This is a genomic window from Oleidesulfovibrio alaskensis DSM 16109, assembly GCF_000482745.1.
In the GTDB taxonomy this organism is placed as follows: domain Bacteria; phylum Desulfobacterota; class Desulfovibrionia; order Desulfovibrionales; family Desulfovibrionaceae; genus Oleidesulfovibrio; species Oleidesulfovibrio alaskensis.
The window spans coordinates 571,962-584,951 of sequence record NZ_KI519494.1; the positions used below are offsets into that span (position 1 = coordinate 571,962).

The window sequence follows — 12,990 nt, forward strand, 5'->3', positions numbered from 1 at the left end:
GCCGTATTTGCTAGTAGCTGGTGCCGTCGCCGAAGGTCATTCCCGCACGCTTGGTGCGTTTTTTGCCTTCTTCCTGATGCAGGGTGACGTCAAGGCCCAGAGACATGAGTTCCTTCACCAGAACGTTGAAGGACTCGGGCAGACCTGCTTCAAGGAAGTTGTCACCCTTCACGACCTTTTCGTACATCTTCACTCGGCCGGTCACGTCGTCGGACTTGACCGTGAGGAATTCCTGCAACAGATATGCGGCACCGTATGCTTCCAGTGCCCACACTTCCATTTCACCCAGACGCTGGCCGCCGAACTGAGCCTTACCGCCCAGCGGCTGCTGGGTGACAAGCGAGTAGGGGCCGGTGGAACGGGCGTGGATTTTTTCGTCAACAAGGTGGTGCAGCTTAAGGATGTACATGACACCCGTGGTGACACGGTTGTGGAACCGGACACCGGTGCGGCCGTCGTACAGCTCGGTTTTGCCGTCGTTGGCAAGCCCTGCCTGCTCCATCCAGCTCCAGATTTGCTCTTCGGTGGCACCGTCGAACACGGGAGTCTTGGTCACAATGCCGTCGCGCAGTCTGCGCACGGACCGGACAAAGGTCTCGTCGTCCATGTTGTCCACCTCGGAGGAAATGGCATCGGACGCGAACACTGTTTTCACCTGTTCGCGCACGGACGCAAGATCCTGACCGTGTTCCAGCATCAGCGCCAGTTTGCGGCCCATTTCCTTTGCGGCCCAGCCCAGGTGCGTTTCCATAATCTGCCCGATGTTCATACGGGAGGGAACGCCCAGCGGGTTGAGCACGATGTCCACGGGGCGGCCGTCGGCGAAGAAGGGCATGTCTTCCTGCGGCAGTATGCAGGATACGACACCCTTGTTACCGTGGCGGCCTGCCATTTTGTCACCCACGTTCAGCTTACGCTTAACGGCGATGTGCACTTTGGCCATCTTGATGACGCCGGGGGGCAGGTCGTCGCCTTCGGTCACTTTTTCACGCTTGGATTCGTACATGGCGTTGATGAACTCGATCTGACGATCGTATGATTCCAGCGCCTGCTGTACGGCCTCGTTGGTGTCTTTGCTCTTGAAGAGGCCGGAGAGCTTCTTCACCGGCAGACCTTCAAGCATTTCCGCGGTCAGGGTCTGGCCTGCCTCGGCGATGACTTCGCCTTTTTTCTGCCCGGCCAGTCCGTAAGCAAGCTGCTTGCCCACCACAACGGGTGCCAGCTTTTCACGGGTGGTTTCGGTCAGTGCGCGGATGTGATCTTTCTCTTTCTGATCCAGCCGTGCCAGCTCGTAATCTTCGATGTTGCGCGTGCGCTCGTCCTTTTCGCCGGAACGGCGGTTGAACAGCTTGACGTCGATGACAGTACCTTCGATTCCCGGCGGAACCTTCAGCGACGTGTTTTTCACGTCGCGGGCCTTTTCACCGAAGATGGCGCGCAGCAGTTTTTCTTCCGGCGTAAGCTGTGTTTCACCCTTGGGAGTGATTTTGCCCACCAGAATGTCATCGGGCTTTACATTGGCGCCGATGCGGATAATGCCGCTGCCGTCAAGGTTGCGCAGCATGTCTTCGCCCACGTTGGGAATATCGCGGGTGATTTCTTCGGGGCCCAGCTTGGTGTCACGGGCGACAACTTCAAATTCCTCGATGTGCACGGAGGTGAAGACATCTTCCTTCACGCAGCGTTCGGAGATGAGGATGGAGTCTTCGAAGTTGTAACCGCACCAGGGCATGAAAGCCACCACAAGGTTTTTACCCAGCGCCAGTTCGCCGTCTTCGATACCGGGACCGTCAGCCAGCACGTCACCTTTGCGGATAACCTGACCGCGGCTTACGAGGGGCTTTTGTCCGAAGCACGAACTCTGGTTGGACTTGTGATATTTCTGCAGGTCGTACGAACGCACGCCCCCCGTCCTGGGGTACAGGTCGCCTTCGTAGGAAACCACGATGCGGTCTGCGTCGGCGTAGCGCACGACACCGTCTGCCTCTGCGATGATACATGCACCGGAGTCGCGGGCCACGTCCGCTTCCATACCGGTACCCACGATGGGCTTGGTGCTGCGCAGCAGCGGAACTGCCTGACGCTGCATGTTGGAGCCCATGAGTGCGCGGTTGGCGTCGTCATGCTCAAGGAACGGAATCAGCGCAGCGGAGATGGAAACCATCTGGCTGGGCGAAATGTCCATGAGGGTGACTTCTTCGCGCGGGGACATGATAACGTCGCCACGCACACGGGTGGTTACGAATTCGTCCACGAACCGGTGATCGCCATCAAGACGCGCGTTGGCCTGCGCCACCACTTCGCCGTGTTCGCTGGATGCGTCGAGGTATTTGACCTCGTCGGTCACCTGTCCGTCGCGCACAACGCGGTACGGGGTTTCGATGAAACCGAAGTCGTTCACCTTGGCATAGGTGGTCAGCGAAACGATAAGGCCGATGTTCGGACCTTCAGGAGTTTCAATGGGGCAGATGCGGCCGTAGTGCGACGTATGCACGTCACGCACTTCAAAGCCTGCGCGTTCGCGGGTAAGACCGCCGGGGCCCAGAGCGGAAAGACGCCGCTTGTGCGTCACTTCGGAAAGGGCGTTGGTCTGGTCCATAAACTGCGACAGCTGCGAGGTGCCGAAGAATTCCTTCAGCACTGCCTGCACAGGCTTGGGGTTGATGAGATCGTGCGGCATCAGCGTGGAGACTTCCTGCAGGCTCATGCGTTCCTTGATGGCACGTTCCATGCGCACAAGGCCGATGCGGTACTGGTTTTCCACCAGTTCACCCACAGGACGCACGCGGCGGTTGCCCAGATGGTCGATATCGTCCGCGGGGCCGTGTGTGTCCTTCAGGTGGTTGAGCACACGGATGGCGGTAAGGATGTCTTCATCGGTCAGCACGCGTTCCTGCGTGGTGGTCAGACCCAGACGCTGGTTGAGCTTGTACCGTCCCACGGGCGACAGGTCGTAATAATCGGGATTGCGGAACAGGTTCTCGAAGAACGTGCTGGCAATCTCGGGTGTGGGGGGCGAGCTGGGACGCAGCCTGCGGTAAATTTCCACACGGGCCTGTTCCTGATCGGCAGTTTTGTCGAGCAGCAGGGTGTCGCGGATGGAGGAAGACGTGTCGCTGCCTTTGGTGTGCAGCACGGGCACGCGCTTGATGCTGCATTCACGCAGACGGTCGATGAGGTCAAGAGTGATCTCGTCGGCGGCTTCTGCCAGCACTTCGCCGGTTGCTTCGTCCACGATGTCTTCGGCCAGAAACATGCCTGCGATGTAGTCGGGGGCGACTTCAACCGCGGGAATGCCTGCTTCGAGCATCAGGCGCCACGAACGCTTGGTGTAGGGTTTGCCGGCCTTGGCGATGACCTTGCCTTCGCCGTCGGCCACATCGGCATAGGCCACGTCCTTGCGGTACAGGTCTTTGTCCAGTTCCCACATCAGACGGCCGTCGTCTTCAAGCGTGTAGTATTCTTTTTTGTAGAAGTACTCCAGAATGTCAGAGCGGCTCATGCCCATGGCCTTGAAAAGGATGGTGGCGGGCATTTTGCGGCGGCGGTCGATGCGGACGTAGAGTATATCTTTATGGTCGTAGTCGAAATCAAGCCAGGAACCGCGCATGGGGATAACGCGGCAGCTGTACAGCACCTTGCGGCTGGAATGGGTCTTGCCGGCGTCATGCTCAAAGATGATGCCGGGAGAACGCTGCAGCTGGTTGACGATGACACGCTCGGTACCATTTATGATAAAGGTGCCTTTTTCCGTCATCAGCGGCAGAGTGCCGAAATAGATATCCTGTTCCTTGATGTCCCTGATGGTGCGGTTTTCAGAGTCTTCGTCCACATCGTACACGACCAGACGCACCTTGATACGGATAGGAGCCTCATAGGTCAGACCCTTGGAGATGCATTCGGCCTGATCGTATTTGGGCTCGCCTATTTCGTAGCTGACATACTCAAGGCTAGCGGTTCTGTTGAAATCCTCGATGGGGAACACAGATCTGAACACACCCTCAAGCCCCTCGTCAGGAGCAAGAGCGGCCGCGCCTTCCTGCAGGAACTTCTTGTACGAGTCGACCTGAAGATTGAGCAGGTGCGGAATCGGAAGAGTGACTTCGATCTTGCCGAATTTTTTTGTGAGCTGGCCCATTTTTTCACCTCAGAAAGAGACGTTTTTCCGGAAGCGGCAATCCGCGATACGAGCAAGCGGGACGCCCGGCAGGCCCGGAATGTTCGGTGACGCGGGCAGGCTGCTGCCCGTGGCACGCTATGTCGTCGGTCGTAAGACTTGATGCGACGCAATGACAGGTGTTACTACCTGTTGGCACAGAACAAAAAGCAAAACGACCGTGAAAATCGTTGAGCACGAAAGAACGGGTGACGGCGGCTACTGCGTTGCCATCACCTGATGTAATATGAATTCGGGTAGTTGGGTGTGCTTTTTGGGGAAGCAATGTACCGCCCGATACAGAAGTGCTTACACAGAGTGGAGATTGGTTAACCAAATTTATATGATAGTCTAAATCTTTTCTGAGTGCAAGTCGTTTTGTACGTAATTTGACGTGCCCGAAAGCAGAAGAGGCGCGGGCACATGTGACAAGTGCCCGCGCCTTTAATTCGCCGTAACGGCGACAAAGCCGAATTTACTTCACTTCGACTTCGGCACCGGCTTCTTTCAGCTGCTTTGCAGCTTCTTCAGCGTCGTCCTTGGACACGGCTTCCTTCAGGGTGGAGGGAGTGCCGTCAACTTTTTCTTTGGCTTCCTTCAGACCCAGGCCGGTCAGAGCGCGCACAACCTTGATGACAGCGATCTTGTTGGCGCCGGGGCTCTTCAGGATCACGTCAAATTCGGTCTTTTCTTCTTCTGCGGGAGCAGCGGCTTCAGCAGGAGCAGCAGCCATGGCAGCCACAGGAGCGGCAGCGGAAACGCCGAACTTTTCTTCCAGTTCCTTGATGAACTCGGACAGTTCGAGAACGGTCATGCCGGCGATGAATTCAACAACTTGTTCTTTGGTGATATCGGACATCTGTAATCTCCTGATAGTAATAAAATGTGTCTTGAGCGGTTAAGCTGCTTCTTTCTGTTCCTGAATGGCCTTGAGAGCGTACAGGAAGTTGCGCAGAAGGTTTGCGAAGAGGCAGACAAAGTTCGTGGGAACAGCGTTCATTGTGCCCAGTGCCTTGGCGAGCAGTTCCTGCTTACCGGGCAGCTTGGCAAGAGCATCAAGCTGTTTGTCGTCGAGGAACTGGCCCTCGAGGCTGCCAAAACGGATGGCAAACAGCTTGCTTCCCTTACGGAATTCAACGAGCGCCTTAGCCACGGCCACGGGATCTTCCGACCCAAAGGCCACGCCGCAGTTCTCAGAGAAGTTATCCTTGAGAACGTCGTGCGTGCCGCCGGTAAGGGCGATCCGCGCCAGAGTGTTTTTGACTACGGTGTAGTCGCCGCCGCTTTCGCGCAGCTTAACTCTGAGACGGGTCAGCTCTTCCACCGGCATACCCTTGAAATCGGTCACAACTGCAATGGGAGCAGCGTCGGCTTTTGCCTTCAGCTGTTCGATAATTGCAGCTTTTTCAGACCTTTTCATGGATTCTCCTTAAAGCTAAGGGTGCCTAGTGGAAATGCCGAGCGAAGGAGATGTCTCGGCAGGGTATTACGGCCGTAGGCCTACCTGCTTTCTTCGACTCGAATTTCCTGTCCAATTGTCAACAAAGCTTGGGCAACCGCAGTTGCCCAAGCCTGATATGGCGACTTCCGGAAGGACTAGCCTTCGAGGAAGCGTCTGATGTCGTTGGGGTCCACCTTGAAGCCGGGGCCCATGGTGGTGGAAACCGACATGGTCTTCATGTAGGTGCCCTTGGCGGAAGAAGGCTTCAGGCGCTGAACGGTATCGAGCAGGGCCTTGAGGTTCTCCGCAATTTTCTGGGGGCCGAAGGAGACCTTGCCGAGCGGTGCGTGCAGCACGCCGGCTTTGTCTACCTTGAACTCCACACGGCCGGCTTTCACTTCGGAAACAGCCTTGGCCACGTCAAAGGTGACGGTACCGGTCTTGGCGTTGGGCATCAGACCACGGGGGCCGAGCACCCGGCCGATCTGGCCCACAAGAGCCATGACGTCAGGAGTGGCGATGGCGCTGTCAAAATCCAGCATGCCGCCTTTCACCTGTTCGACCAGGTCTTCTGCACCAACGATGTCGGCGCCTGCTTCACGGGCTTCGGCCTGCTTTTCGCCTTTGCAGAAAACAGCAACGCGAACAGTCTTACCAAGGCCGTTGGGCAGGGTTACAGCACCGCGGACCATCTGGTCGGAGTACTTGGGGTCGACACCGAGACAGATTGCTACGTCAACGGTTTCGTCAAATTTGGCAAACGAGGCTTCGAGGGACTTTGCAACCGCGTCCTCTACCGAGAAACGGACTGCGAGGTCGGTTCCGTCGGTTGCCTTGCGGTATTTTTTTCCGTGCTTGGGCATGATTACCCACCCCTTCTTATAATCTCCTGCCGCTTGATCACTGGAATAAAATGCCGGAGTATCCGGCAAGCGGCAGTAATGTTGATTAAGGAATGCTACTTGACGTCAATGCCCATGCTGCGTGCGGTACCTGCGATCGTTTTCACGGCACCGGGCAGATCTTTGGCAGAAAGGTCAGGCATCTTCAACTTGGCGATTTCTTCCACCTGTTCCATGGTCACGGAACCGACCTTGGTCTTGTTGGGTTCTCCGGAACCCTTGGCGACCTTGGCGGCCTTGGCCAGCAGAACCGAGGCGGGGGGAGTTTTGGTGATGAACGTGAAGGAACGGTCGGCATATGCGGTGATCACTACGGGAATCACCATGCCTTTCTGATCCTGAGTCCGGGCGTTGAACGCCTTGCAGAACTCCATGATGTTCAGGCCGTGCTGACCCAGTGCGGGGCCAACAGGCGGAGAGGGATTCGCTGCGCCTGCCTGAATCTGAAGTTTGATCTTTGCTATTTCTTTCTTAGCCATTGCTGTAACCTCTATGGGTATCACCGTTCGGGTGAACGGTGAATCGCATCGGTGTCACTAACCCTTGTTGACCTGAACGAAATCCAGCTCAACAGGTGTTTGGCGGCCGAAGATGGATACGGACACCCTCAGCTTGCCCTTGTCGTAATTAACGTCTTCCACTACGCCGTTGAAGCCGCCGAACGGGCCGTCTATGACCCTGACATCGTCACCGCGTTCAAAGTTGAACTTGGGTCGCGGCTGTTCCTGGCGGGACTCCATCATGGCCAGAATGCGCTCGGCTTCACTGTCTCGCATGGGGGTGGGGCGGTTTTTGCCGCCGACAAACCCGGTAACGCGATTGATGTTCTGCACAAGGTGCCAGGAGAAGTCGGTCATGATCATTTTGACCATGATGTAACCGGGGTAGAACTTGCGCGTCGAGGTGCGTTTTTCGCCCTTGACCAGTTCGATAACCTTTTCGGTGGGAACAACGACTTCTTCGATGAGGTCTTGCGCTTCGCCGGTGCGGATCATCTGCCTGATCGTCTGCTCGACGCGCTGCTCAAAGCCGGAATAGGTGTGGACGATGTACCAGCGGGCTTTGGTTTGGGGAGTGGTCGGCTCGGTCATTGGAACCCCCGCTAGGAAAGAATGAATTCCACGATCCGAGTGAGGCCAAGATCCACGATTCCAAGAAAAAGGGACATGACAAAGACCAGGACCAGAACAGCTATGCTGGTGGCCGTAGTCTCTTTTCGTGAAGGCCAGGTGACCTTGCGAATCTCGACTTTGGATTCTTCGAGGAATTCTTTGAACTGAGTGAGCTTGGAACCCACACCGGTGTTAGCGGCGTCGGCGCTAGCTTTTTCAGCCTTGTGATGTTTTTTCGCCATGATCGCCTCTAACTCAAGAAGAAATGGCAGGGCAGGAGGGATTCGAACCCCCAACATGCGGTTTTGGAGACCGCCGCTCTAGCCGTTGGAGCTACTGCCCTGCGTTATGAAGACTACCTACTTGGTCTCGCGGTGAAGAGTATGCTTCTTATCCCAAGGGCAATACTTTTTCACTTCCAGACGGCCGGTAGTGTTCTTCTTGTTCTTATTAGTCGCGTAATTGCGCCGCTTGCACTCAGTGCAGGCCAGCTGAATATTCACGCGCATGATATTACTCCAGAATCTCGGAAACAACACCTGCGCCTACGGTACGGCCACCTTCGCGGATAGCGAAGCGCAGGCCCTGTTCCATGGCGACGGGGTGAATGAGTTCCACGATGAAGGTGGCGTTGTCACCGGGCATAACCATTTCCACGCCTTCTTCCAGACCGATGATACCGGTGATATCAGTGGTACGGAAGTAGAACTGGGGACGGTAGCCGGAGAAGAACGGAGTATGACGGCCGCCTTCTTCCTTGGAGAGCACGTACACTTCTGCCTTGAACTTCTTGTGAGGAGTGATGCTTTTGGGAGCAGCCAGAACCTGACCACGCTCAACATCATCACGCTTCACACCGCGCAGCAGCACGCCCACGTTGTCGCCGGCCTGACCCTGGTCAAGCAGCTTGCGGAACATTTCAACACCGGTGCAGGTGGTGGTCATGGTATCTTTGATACCAACGATTTCGATCTGCTCGCCGACCTTGATAATGCCACGCTCAACACGGCCGGTAACAACGGTACCGCGGCCGGAGATCGAGAACACGTCTTCGATGGGCATCAGGAAGGGCTTGTCGGTGTCGCGCTCGGGCTCGGGGATGTAGCTGTCGCATGCATCCAGCAGCTCAAGGATGGGCTTTGCAGCGTCATCGTCTGCGCTGTCGCATTCCAGAGCCTTCAGGGCGGAACCACGGATAACCGGGGTGTCGTCGCCGGGGAAGTCGTAGCTGGACAGCAGTTCGCGAACTTCAAGCTCAACCAGTTCGAGCAGTTCTTCGTCGTCAACCATGTCGCACTTGTTCAGGAACACGACGATGCTGGGCACGCCGACCTGACGGGCAAGCAGGATGTGCTCACGGGTCTGGGGCATGGGACCGTCGGTGGCGGCAACAACGATGATTGCGCCGTCCATCTGAGCAGCACCGGTGATCATGTTCTTGATGTAGTCAGCGTGACCGGGGCAGTCCACGTGGGCATAGTGACGCAGAGTGGTCTCGTATTCCACGTGAGCGGTAGCAATGGTGATACCGCGTTCCTTTTCTTCAGGAGCCTTGTCGATTTCGTCGTAGGCAACTGCTTTGGAACCCATCTTGAGGCTGGCAATCTTGGTGATTGCTGCGGTCAGAGTGGTTTTGCCGTGGTCGATGTGACCGATGGTGCCGATGTTAACATGCGGCTTAGTACGTTCAAATTTTTCCTTACCCATGAGTAATTCTCCCTGGCGTTTTTTTTCAGTTAGGAACTAAAAAAAATATGGAGCCCACGAGCAGAATTGAACTGCTGACCTCGTCCTTACCAAGGACGCGCTCTACCTACTGAGCTACGTGGGCCAATCGTAAATAGCTATAGGGAGAACTCTGGCTGGATGGAGCGGGAAACGAGACTCGAACTCGCAACCCTCAGCTTGGAAGGCTGATGCTCTAGCCAATTGAGCTATTCCCGCTATTGTGCCGTAGTTCTCCGACTTACGTCTCCTACAGCTCTTGAGCTTAGGGTGGTGGAGGGGGGAGGATTTGAACCTCCGAAGTCTTCCGACGACAGATTTACAGTCTGTTCCCTTTGGCCACTCGGGAACCCCTCCACTTATGGAGCTGGCGATGGGACTCGAACCCGCAACCGGCTGATTACAAATCAGCTGCTCTGCCAGTTGAGCTACGCCAGCAACGAGGTTGAGTATCTATACGTGCCCCGAAGAAAACGCAAGCGAAAAATGCAGGAAATTGCGTTTTTTTTGTTTTTTGATGTATTGAGCCTGTTTTTGTTCACTTTTTTATGATGGCCGGTTCCGGATATTGAAAAAGCCGTCCGGCGACGGACGGCTTTTTTCTGTGCATTGTGCCGGAGTACGGCTAAGCAGCTACAGGCGTTCCTGCGGGTGCTGCCTCAACGGCGTGCTCGCGCTGTGCCGTTTCCGAGAGCTCCACTCTTTTCAGGTAGAGTTCTTCGTGCTCGCTTATGGTGCGCAAAAAGCCGTTATTAAGGGCATGGCCGGAGCAATGAACCTGAAAATGCCCCTGCAGCGGGGCGCCCAGCAGTGCCATGTCTCCGATGAAGTCGAGAATTTTATGGCGCACGAACTCGTCATCGAAGCGGAGGCCGTCTTCGTTGAGCACATTGTATTCATCCAGAACTATGGCGTTGTCCAGAGAGCCGCCCAGCGCCAGACCGTTGCTGTGCAGGTACTCCACTTCGCGCAGAAAGCCGAATGTGCGTGCTTTGGCGATGATGCCCGCGAATGCTTCGGGGGTGACTTCGATGTCCATGGACTGTCTGCCGATGGCCGGGTGGTCGAATTCTATGGTGTATTCGATGCGCAGTCCGTCATGCGGTGCGGCTTTTATCCACTTGCCGTCACGTTCGTAGGTCACCGGCTTTTTGATGCGGTAGACCTGTCGCGGCTTGTTCTGCCGCGCGATGCCTGCATCCTTCAGCAGAAAAACGAAAGATGCGGCGCTGCCGTCCATGATGGGGATTTCGTTGCCTTCGATGTCTATCTGGATGTTGTCAATCTGCATGCCGCGTATGGCGGCCAGCAGATGTTCCACCGTGGCTACGGACGAGCCGTTGAGGCCCAGTGTGGTGGCAAGACCGGTGGCGATGACATCGTCAGGTCTGGGGGTAAGGCGGTGTACGCCGTCTTCTGTGCGGATATGAAATACGATGCCGGTGTCTTCGGGGGCGGGGCGCAGTGTCAGTCTGACCACTTTGCCGCTGTGCAGTCCGATGCCCGAGCATCCGATGGTTTTTTTGATGGTGGTCTGGTTCATAAACCCTCCGGTGCCATCGATAAAGCAATAATCGTGCCGTTGCGGTATTGGTTGTAGTCAGCTGATTTTATGAGATGTTTTTTCAGACAGGCTGTGCCGCAACTGTGTGTTTTTTACACCATGTGGTTTTTTTACATCAATCACAACGACGTGCGTACAAGGCTCTGTCTCTGCCCGCAAGGTCCTGCAGGATGACCGCAACGGTCCACTGTCCATGTTGCGCTTTGACCATGGCCATGATGTCGGGGCCTTGTTTCCAGCCGAATTCCATAAGGAAGAGTCCTCCCGGTTTCAGCCAGCCGAAAGCCAGCGGCAGCAGGGCCGCCGCGTGTTCCAGCCCGGTGGAAGCCGGCGTGTCAGGTACCAGCGCCCTTTGCGGTTCGTGGCAGCGCACTTCGGGGCTGAGCGTCTCGTATTCCGTGGCGCTGACATAGGGCGGATTGGAAAGCACCACGTCGAATGATGCGGGTCGGAAAAGAGGTGAGGTGAAGTCTGCCTGCACAAAGGCTACCCTGTCGGCAACGCGGTGCCGTGCCGCGTTTTCCCTGGCGGTGTGCAGCGCTCCGGAGCTGATATCCACCGCAGTGCCGTGCGCCGAGGGCATCTCGGCTGCAACGCTGACGGCAATGCATCCGCTGCCGGTGCCCAGATCGGCAAACCGCAGTGCGGCGTGCGGCGGGTATTCCTTTTTCAGCGTGTCTATCAGCAGCTCTGTGTCCGGACGGGGGATGAGCGTGTCCGCCGAGACAGCAAATTCCCTGCCGTAGAATTCGCGGCTGCCCGTCAGGTAGGCCACAGGTTCTCCCGCCGCTCTGCGCAGGATGAGTTTTTCCGCCTGTGCGTATTCTTTTTCTGTCAGCATGTGCCCGCGCCGGACAAGCAGCTGCAGCCTGTCGGTGCGCAGCACGTGCGCAAGCAGCAGCTCGGCGGAAAGCCGCGGAGAATCAACCGCCTTCCCGGCCAGCAGGGCCGAGAAGGCGGTAAGAGTGTCGCGGATGGTGCGGGAAGCGGGGGTAACGCTGGTGCACATGATTAATGCACGTTGGCCTGCGCCTTGAGAGCTTCGGTCTGAGCGTGGGTGATCAGGGCATCGAGCATGTCGCCTATCTGACCTTCCATGAACGCGTCCAGCTTGTACAGGGTGAGGTTGATACGGTGGTCAGTTATGCGCCCCTGCGGGAAATTGTAGGTGCGTATGCGGCCCGATCTGTCCCCCGTGCCCACAAGGCTGCGGCGCTGTTCTGCCAGTTCTTCGTGCCGTTTGTCTTCCTGAGCCTGCAGCAGGCGGGAGGCAAGAATCTTAAGCCCTTTCGCCTTGTTTTTGTGCTGCGATTTTTCATCCTGACACGCCACGGTGATGCCCGTGGGGATATGCGTCACGCGCACGGCGGAGTCGGTGGTGTTCACAGACTGGCCGCCGGGGCCGGAAGAACGGTAGACGTCAAAACGCAGATCTTCGGGCTTCATGTCCAGTTCCACTTCGTCGGCTTCGGGCATAACGGCAACCGTGGCTGCGGACGTATGGATACGCCCCTGCGTTTCGGTGGCGGGCACGCGCTGCACTCTGTGGGTTCCGGATTCAAATTTCATGCGGCTGTAAACTTTATCGCCGGAAATAAGCCCGATAATTTCCTTGAAGCCGCCGGAGTCGGTTTCCGAGCTGCTCAGCACTTCCACGCGCCAGCCCATGTCTTCGGCATAGCGCAGGTACATGCGGAAAAGGTCGGCAGCGAACAGGGCTGCTTCTTCACCGCCGGTGCCGGCCCGTATTTCCAGAACCACGTTCTTTTCATCCAGCGGGTCCTTGGGCAGCAGCAGCAGCTTCAGCTCATGTTCCATTTCGGGCAGACGCTTTTCAATGGCGTCGATTTCCTCTCTGGCCATGGCCTGAATTTCGGGGTCGCTGTCACGCAGCATTTCCTTGTTACCTGCCAGTTCTTCATTCAGCTGGCGGTAGACGCGGAAAACCTCCACAATCTCTTTGAGATCGGAGTGTGCTTTTGTCAGTTTGCGGTAGCGTTCCTGATCGCCGAAAACTTCCGGCGAACTGAGCTGCTGCTCCAGATCTTCAAACTGACGTTCCAGGTGCTCAAGCTTGGCAAACATCGAAA

Annotated in this window: 12 protein-coding genes and 5 tRNA genes; all 17 read right to left on the reverse strand. The window is 56.6% G+C overall.

From position 1 onward, the window contains the following. Positions 1-10 precede the first annotated feature (10 nt). Positions 11-4,138: a DNA-directed RNA polymerase subunit beta gene (gene rpoB, locus H586_RS0114670; RefSeq protein ID WP_011368764.1), complete on the reverse strand. Its 4,128-nt coding sequence runs from the start codon at positions 4,136-4,138 to the stop codon at positions 11-13. A 493-nt stretch (positions 4,139-4,631) separates the two neighbouring features. Further along, the gene (gene rplL, locus H586_RS0114675) at positions 4,632-5,015 is read right to left on the reverse strand and encodes a 50S ribosomal protein L7/L12 (RefSeq protein WP_011368763.1); all 384 of its coding nucleotides are present in this window, start codon (positions 5,013-5,015) and stop codon (positions 4,632-4,634) included. 39 nt (positions 5,016-5,054) lie between these two features. Continuing rightward, positions 5,055-5,576 carry a 50S ribosomal protein L10 gene (gene rplJ / locus H586_RS0114680; protein WP_011368762.1) on the reverse strand — a complete coding sequence of 174 codons (522 nt, stop codon included), beginning with the start codon at positions 5,574-5,576 and terminating at the stop codon, positions 5,055-5,057. A gap of 176 nt (positions 5,577-5,752) precedes the next feature. Next, complete coding sequence (gene rplA, locus H586_RS0114685) at positions 5,753-6,460, reverse strand: 50S ribosomal protein L1 (RefSeq protein WP_011368761.1); 708 nt, start codon at positions 6,458-6,460, stop codon at positions 5,753-5,755. 95 nt (positions 6,461-6,555) lie between these two features. Next, positions 6,556-6,978 carry a 50S ribosomal protein L11 gene (gene rplK, locus H586_RS0114690; RefSeq protein WP_011368760.1) on the reverse strand — a complete coding sequence of 141 codons (423 nt, stop codon included), beginning with the start codon at positions 6,976-6,978 and terminating at the stop codon, positions 6,556-6,558. A 57-nt stretch (positions 6,979-7,035) separates the two neighbouring features. Further along, positions 7,036-7,590 carry a transcription termination/antitermination protein NusG gene (gene nusG, locus H586_RS0114695; protein ID WP_011368759.1) on the reverse strand — a complete coding sequence of 185 codons (555 nt, stop codon included), beginning with the start codon at positions 7,588-7,590 and terminating at the stop codon, positions 7,036-7,038. Positions 7,591-7,601: 11 nt separating this feature from the next. Beyond that, positions 7,602-7,853, reverse strand: coding sequence for a preprotein translocase subunit SecE (gene secE / locus H586_RS0114700; RefSeq protein WP_011368758.1), 252 nt, complete (start codon positions 7,851-7,853; stop codon positions 7,602-7,604). Positions 7,854-7,877: 24 nt separating this feature from the next. Next, positions 7,878-7,954, reverse strand: a tRNA-Trp gene (locus tag H586_RS0114705). A gap of 16 nt (positions 7,955-7,970) precedes the next feature. Further along, a complete protein-coding gene (gene rpmG, locus H586_RS0114710) occupies positions 7,971-8,120 on the reverse strand; it encodes a 50S ribosomal protein L33 (RefSeq protein ID WP_011368757.1) in 150 nt (49 codons plus the stop codon). A 4-nt stretch (positions 8,121-8,124) separates the two neighbouring features. Beyond that, entirely contained in the window at positions 8,125-9,318 is a 1,194-nt protein-coding gene (tuf, locus tag H586_RS0114715; RefSeq protein ID WP_011368756.1) for an elongation factor Tu, read from the reverse strand. A 48-nt stretch (positions 9,319-9,366) separates the two neighbouring features. Beyond that, positions 9,367-9,442 (reverse strand) — tRNA-Thr (locus H586_RS0114720). A gap of 36 nt (positions 9,443-9,478) precedes the next feature. After that, positions 9,479-9,555 (reverse strand) — tRNA-Gly (locus H586_RS0114725). Positions 9,556-9,607: 52 nt separating this feature from the next. After that, positions 9,608-9,693 (reverse strand) — tRNA-Tyr (locus H586_RS0114730). Between the two features lie 5 nt (positions 9,694-9,698). Continuing rightward, a tRNA-Thr gene (locus H586_RS0114735) sits at positions 9,699-9,774 on the reverse strand. 187 nt (positions 9,775-9,961) lie between these two features. Continuing rightward, a complete protein-coding gene (gene lpxC, locus H586_RS0114740) occupies positions 9,962-10,879 on the reverse strand; it encodes a UDP-3-O-acyl-N-acetylglucosamine deacetylase (RefSeq protein ID WP_011368755.1) in 918 nt (305 codons plus the stop codon). Positions 10,880-11,015: 136 nt separating this feature from the next. Continuing rightward, positions 11,016-11,909 carry a peptide chain release factor N(5)-glutamine methyltransferase gene (gene prmC, locus H586_RS0114745; protein WP_027182431.1) on the reverse strand — a complete coding sequence of 298 codons (894 nt, stop codon included), beginning with the start codon at positions 11,907-11,909 and terminating at the stop codon, positions 11,016-11,018. Positions 11,910-11,911: 2 nt separating this feature from the next. Next, a complete protein-coding gene (gene prfA, locus H586_RS0114750; RefSeq protein WP_011368753.1) occupies positions 11,912-12,985 on the reverse strand; it encodes a peptide chain release factor 1 in 1,074 nt (357 codons plus the stop codon). Positions 12,986-12,990: the final 5 nt, after the last annotated feature.

Coding starts and splice junctions, on each gene's coding strand:
- rplJ (WP_011368762.1), bottom strand. CDS start 5,576: ATGAAAAGGTCTGAAAAAGCTGCAATTATCGAACAGCTGAAGGCAAAA.
- prmC (WP_027182431.1), bottom strand. CDS start 11,909: ATGTGCACCAGCGTTACCCCCGCTTCCCGCACCATCCGCGACACTCTT.
- lpxC (WP_011368755.1), bottom strand. CDS start 10,879: ATGAACCAGACCACCATCAAAAAAACCATCGGATGCTCGGGCATCGGA.
- rpoB (WP_011368764.1), bottom strand. CDS start 4,138: ATGGGCCAGCTCACAAAAAAATTCGGCAAGATCGAAGTCACTCTTCCG.
- rpmG (WP_011368757.1), bottom strand. CDS start 8,120: ATGCGCGTGAATATTCAGCTGGCCTGCACTGAGTGCAAGCGGCGCAAT.
- prfA (WP_011368753.1), bottom strand. CDS start 12,985: ATGTTTGCCAAGCTTGAGCACCTGGAACGTCAGTTTGAAGATCTGGAG.
- rplK (WP_011368760.1), bottom strand. CDS start 6,978: ATGGCTAAGAAAGAAATAGCAAAGATCAAACTTCAGATTCAGGCAGGC.
- nusG (WP_011368759.1), bottom strand. CDS start 7,590: ATGACCGAGCCGACCACTCCCCAAACCAAAGCCCGCTGGTACATCGTC.
- secE (WP_011368758.1), bottom strand. CDS start 7,853: ATGGCGAAAAAACATCACAAGGCTGAAAAAGCTAGCGCCGACGCCGCT.
- tuf (WP_011368756.1), bottom strand. CDS start 9,318: ATGGGTAAGGAAAAATTTGAACGTACTAAGCCGCATGTTAACATCGGC.
- rplA (WP_011368761.1), bottom strand. CDS start 6,460: ATGCCCAAGCACGGAAAAAAATACCGCAAGGCAACCGACGGAACCGAC.
- rplL (WP_011368763.1), bottom strand. CDS start 5,015: ATGTCCGATATCACCAAAGAACAAGTTGTTGAATTCATCGCCGGCATG.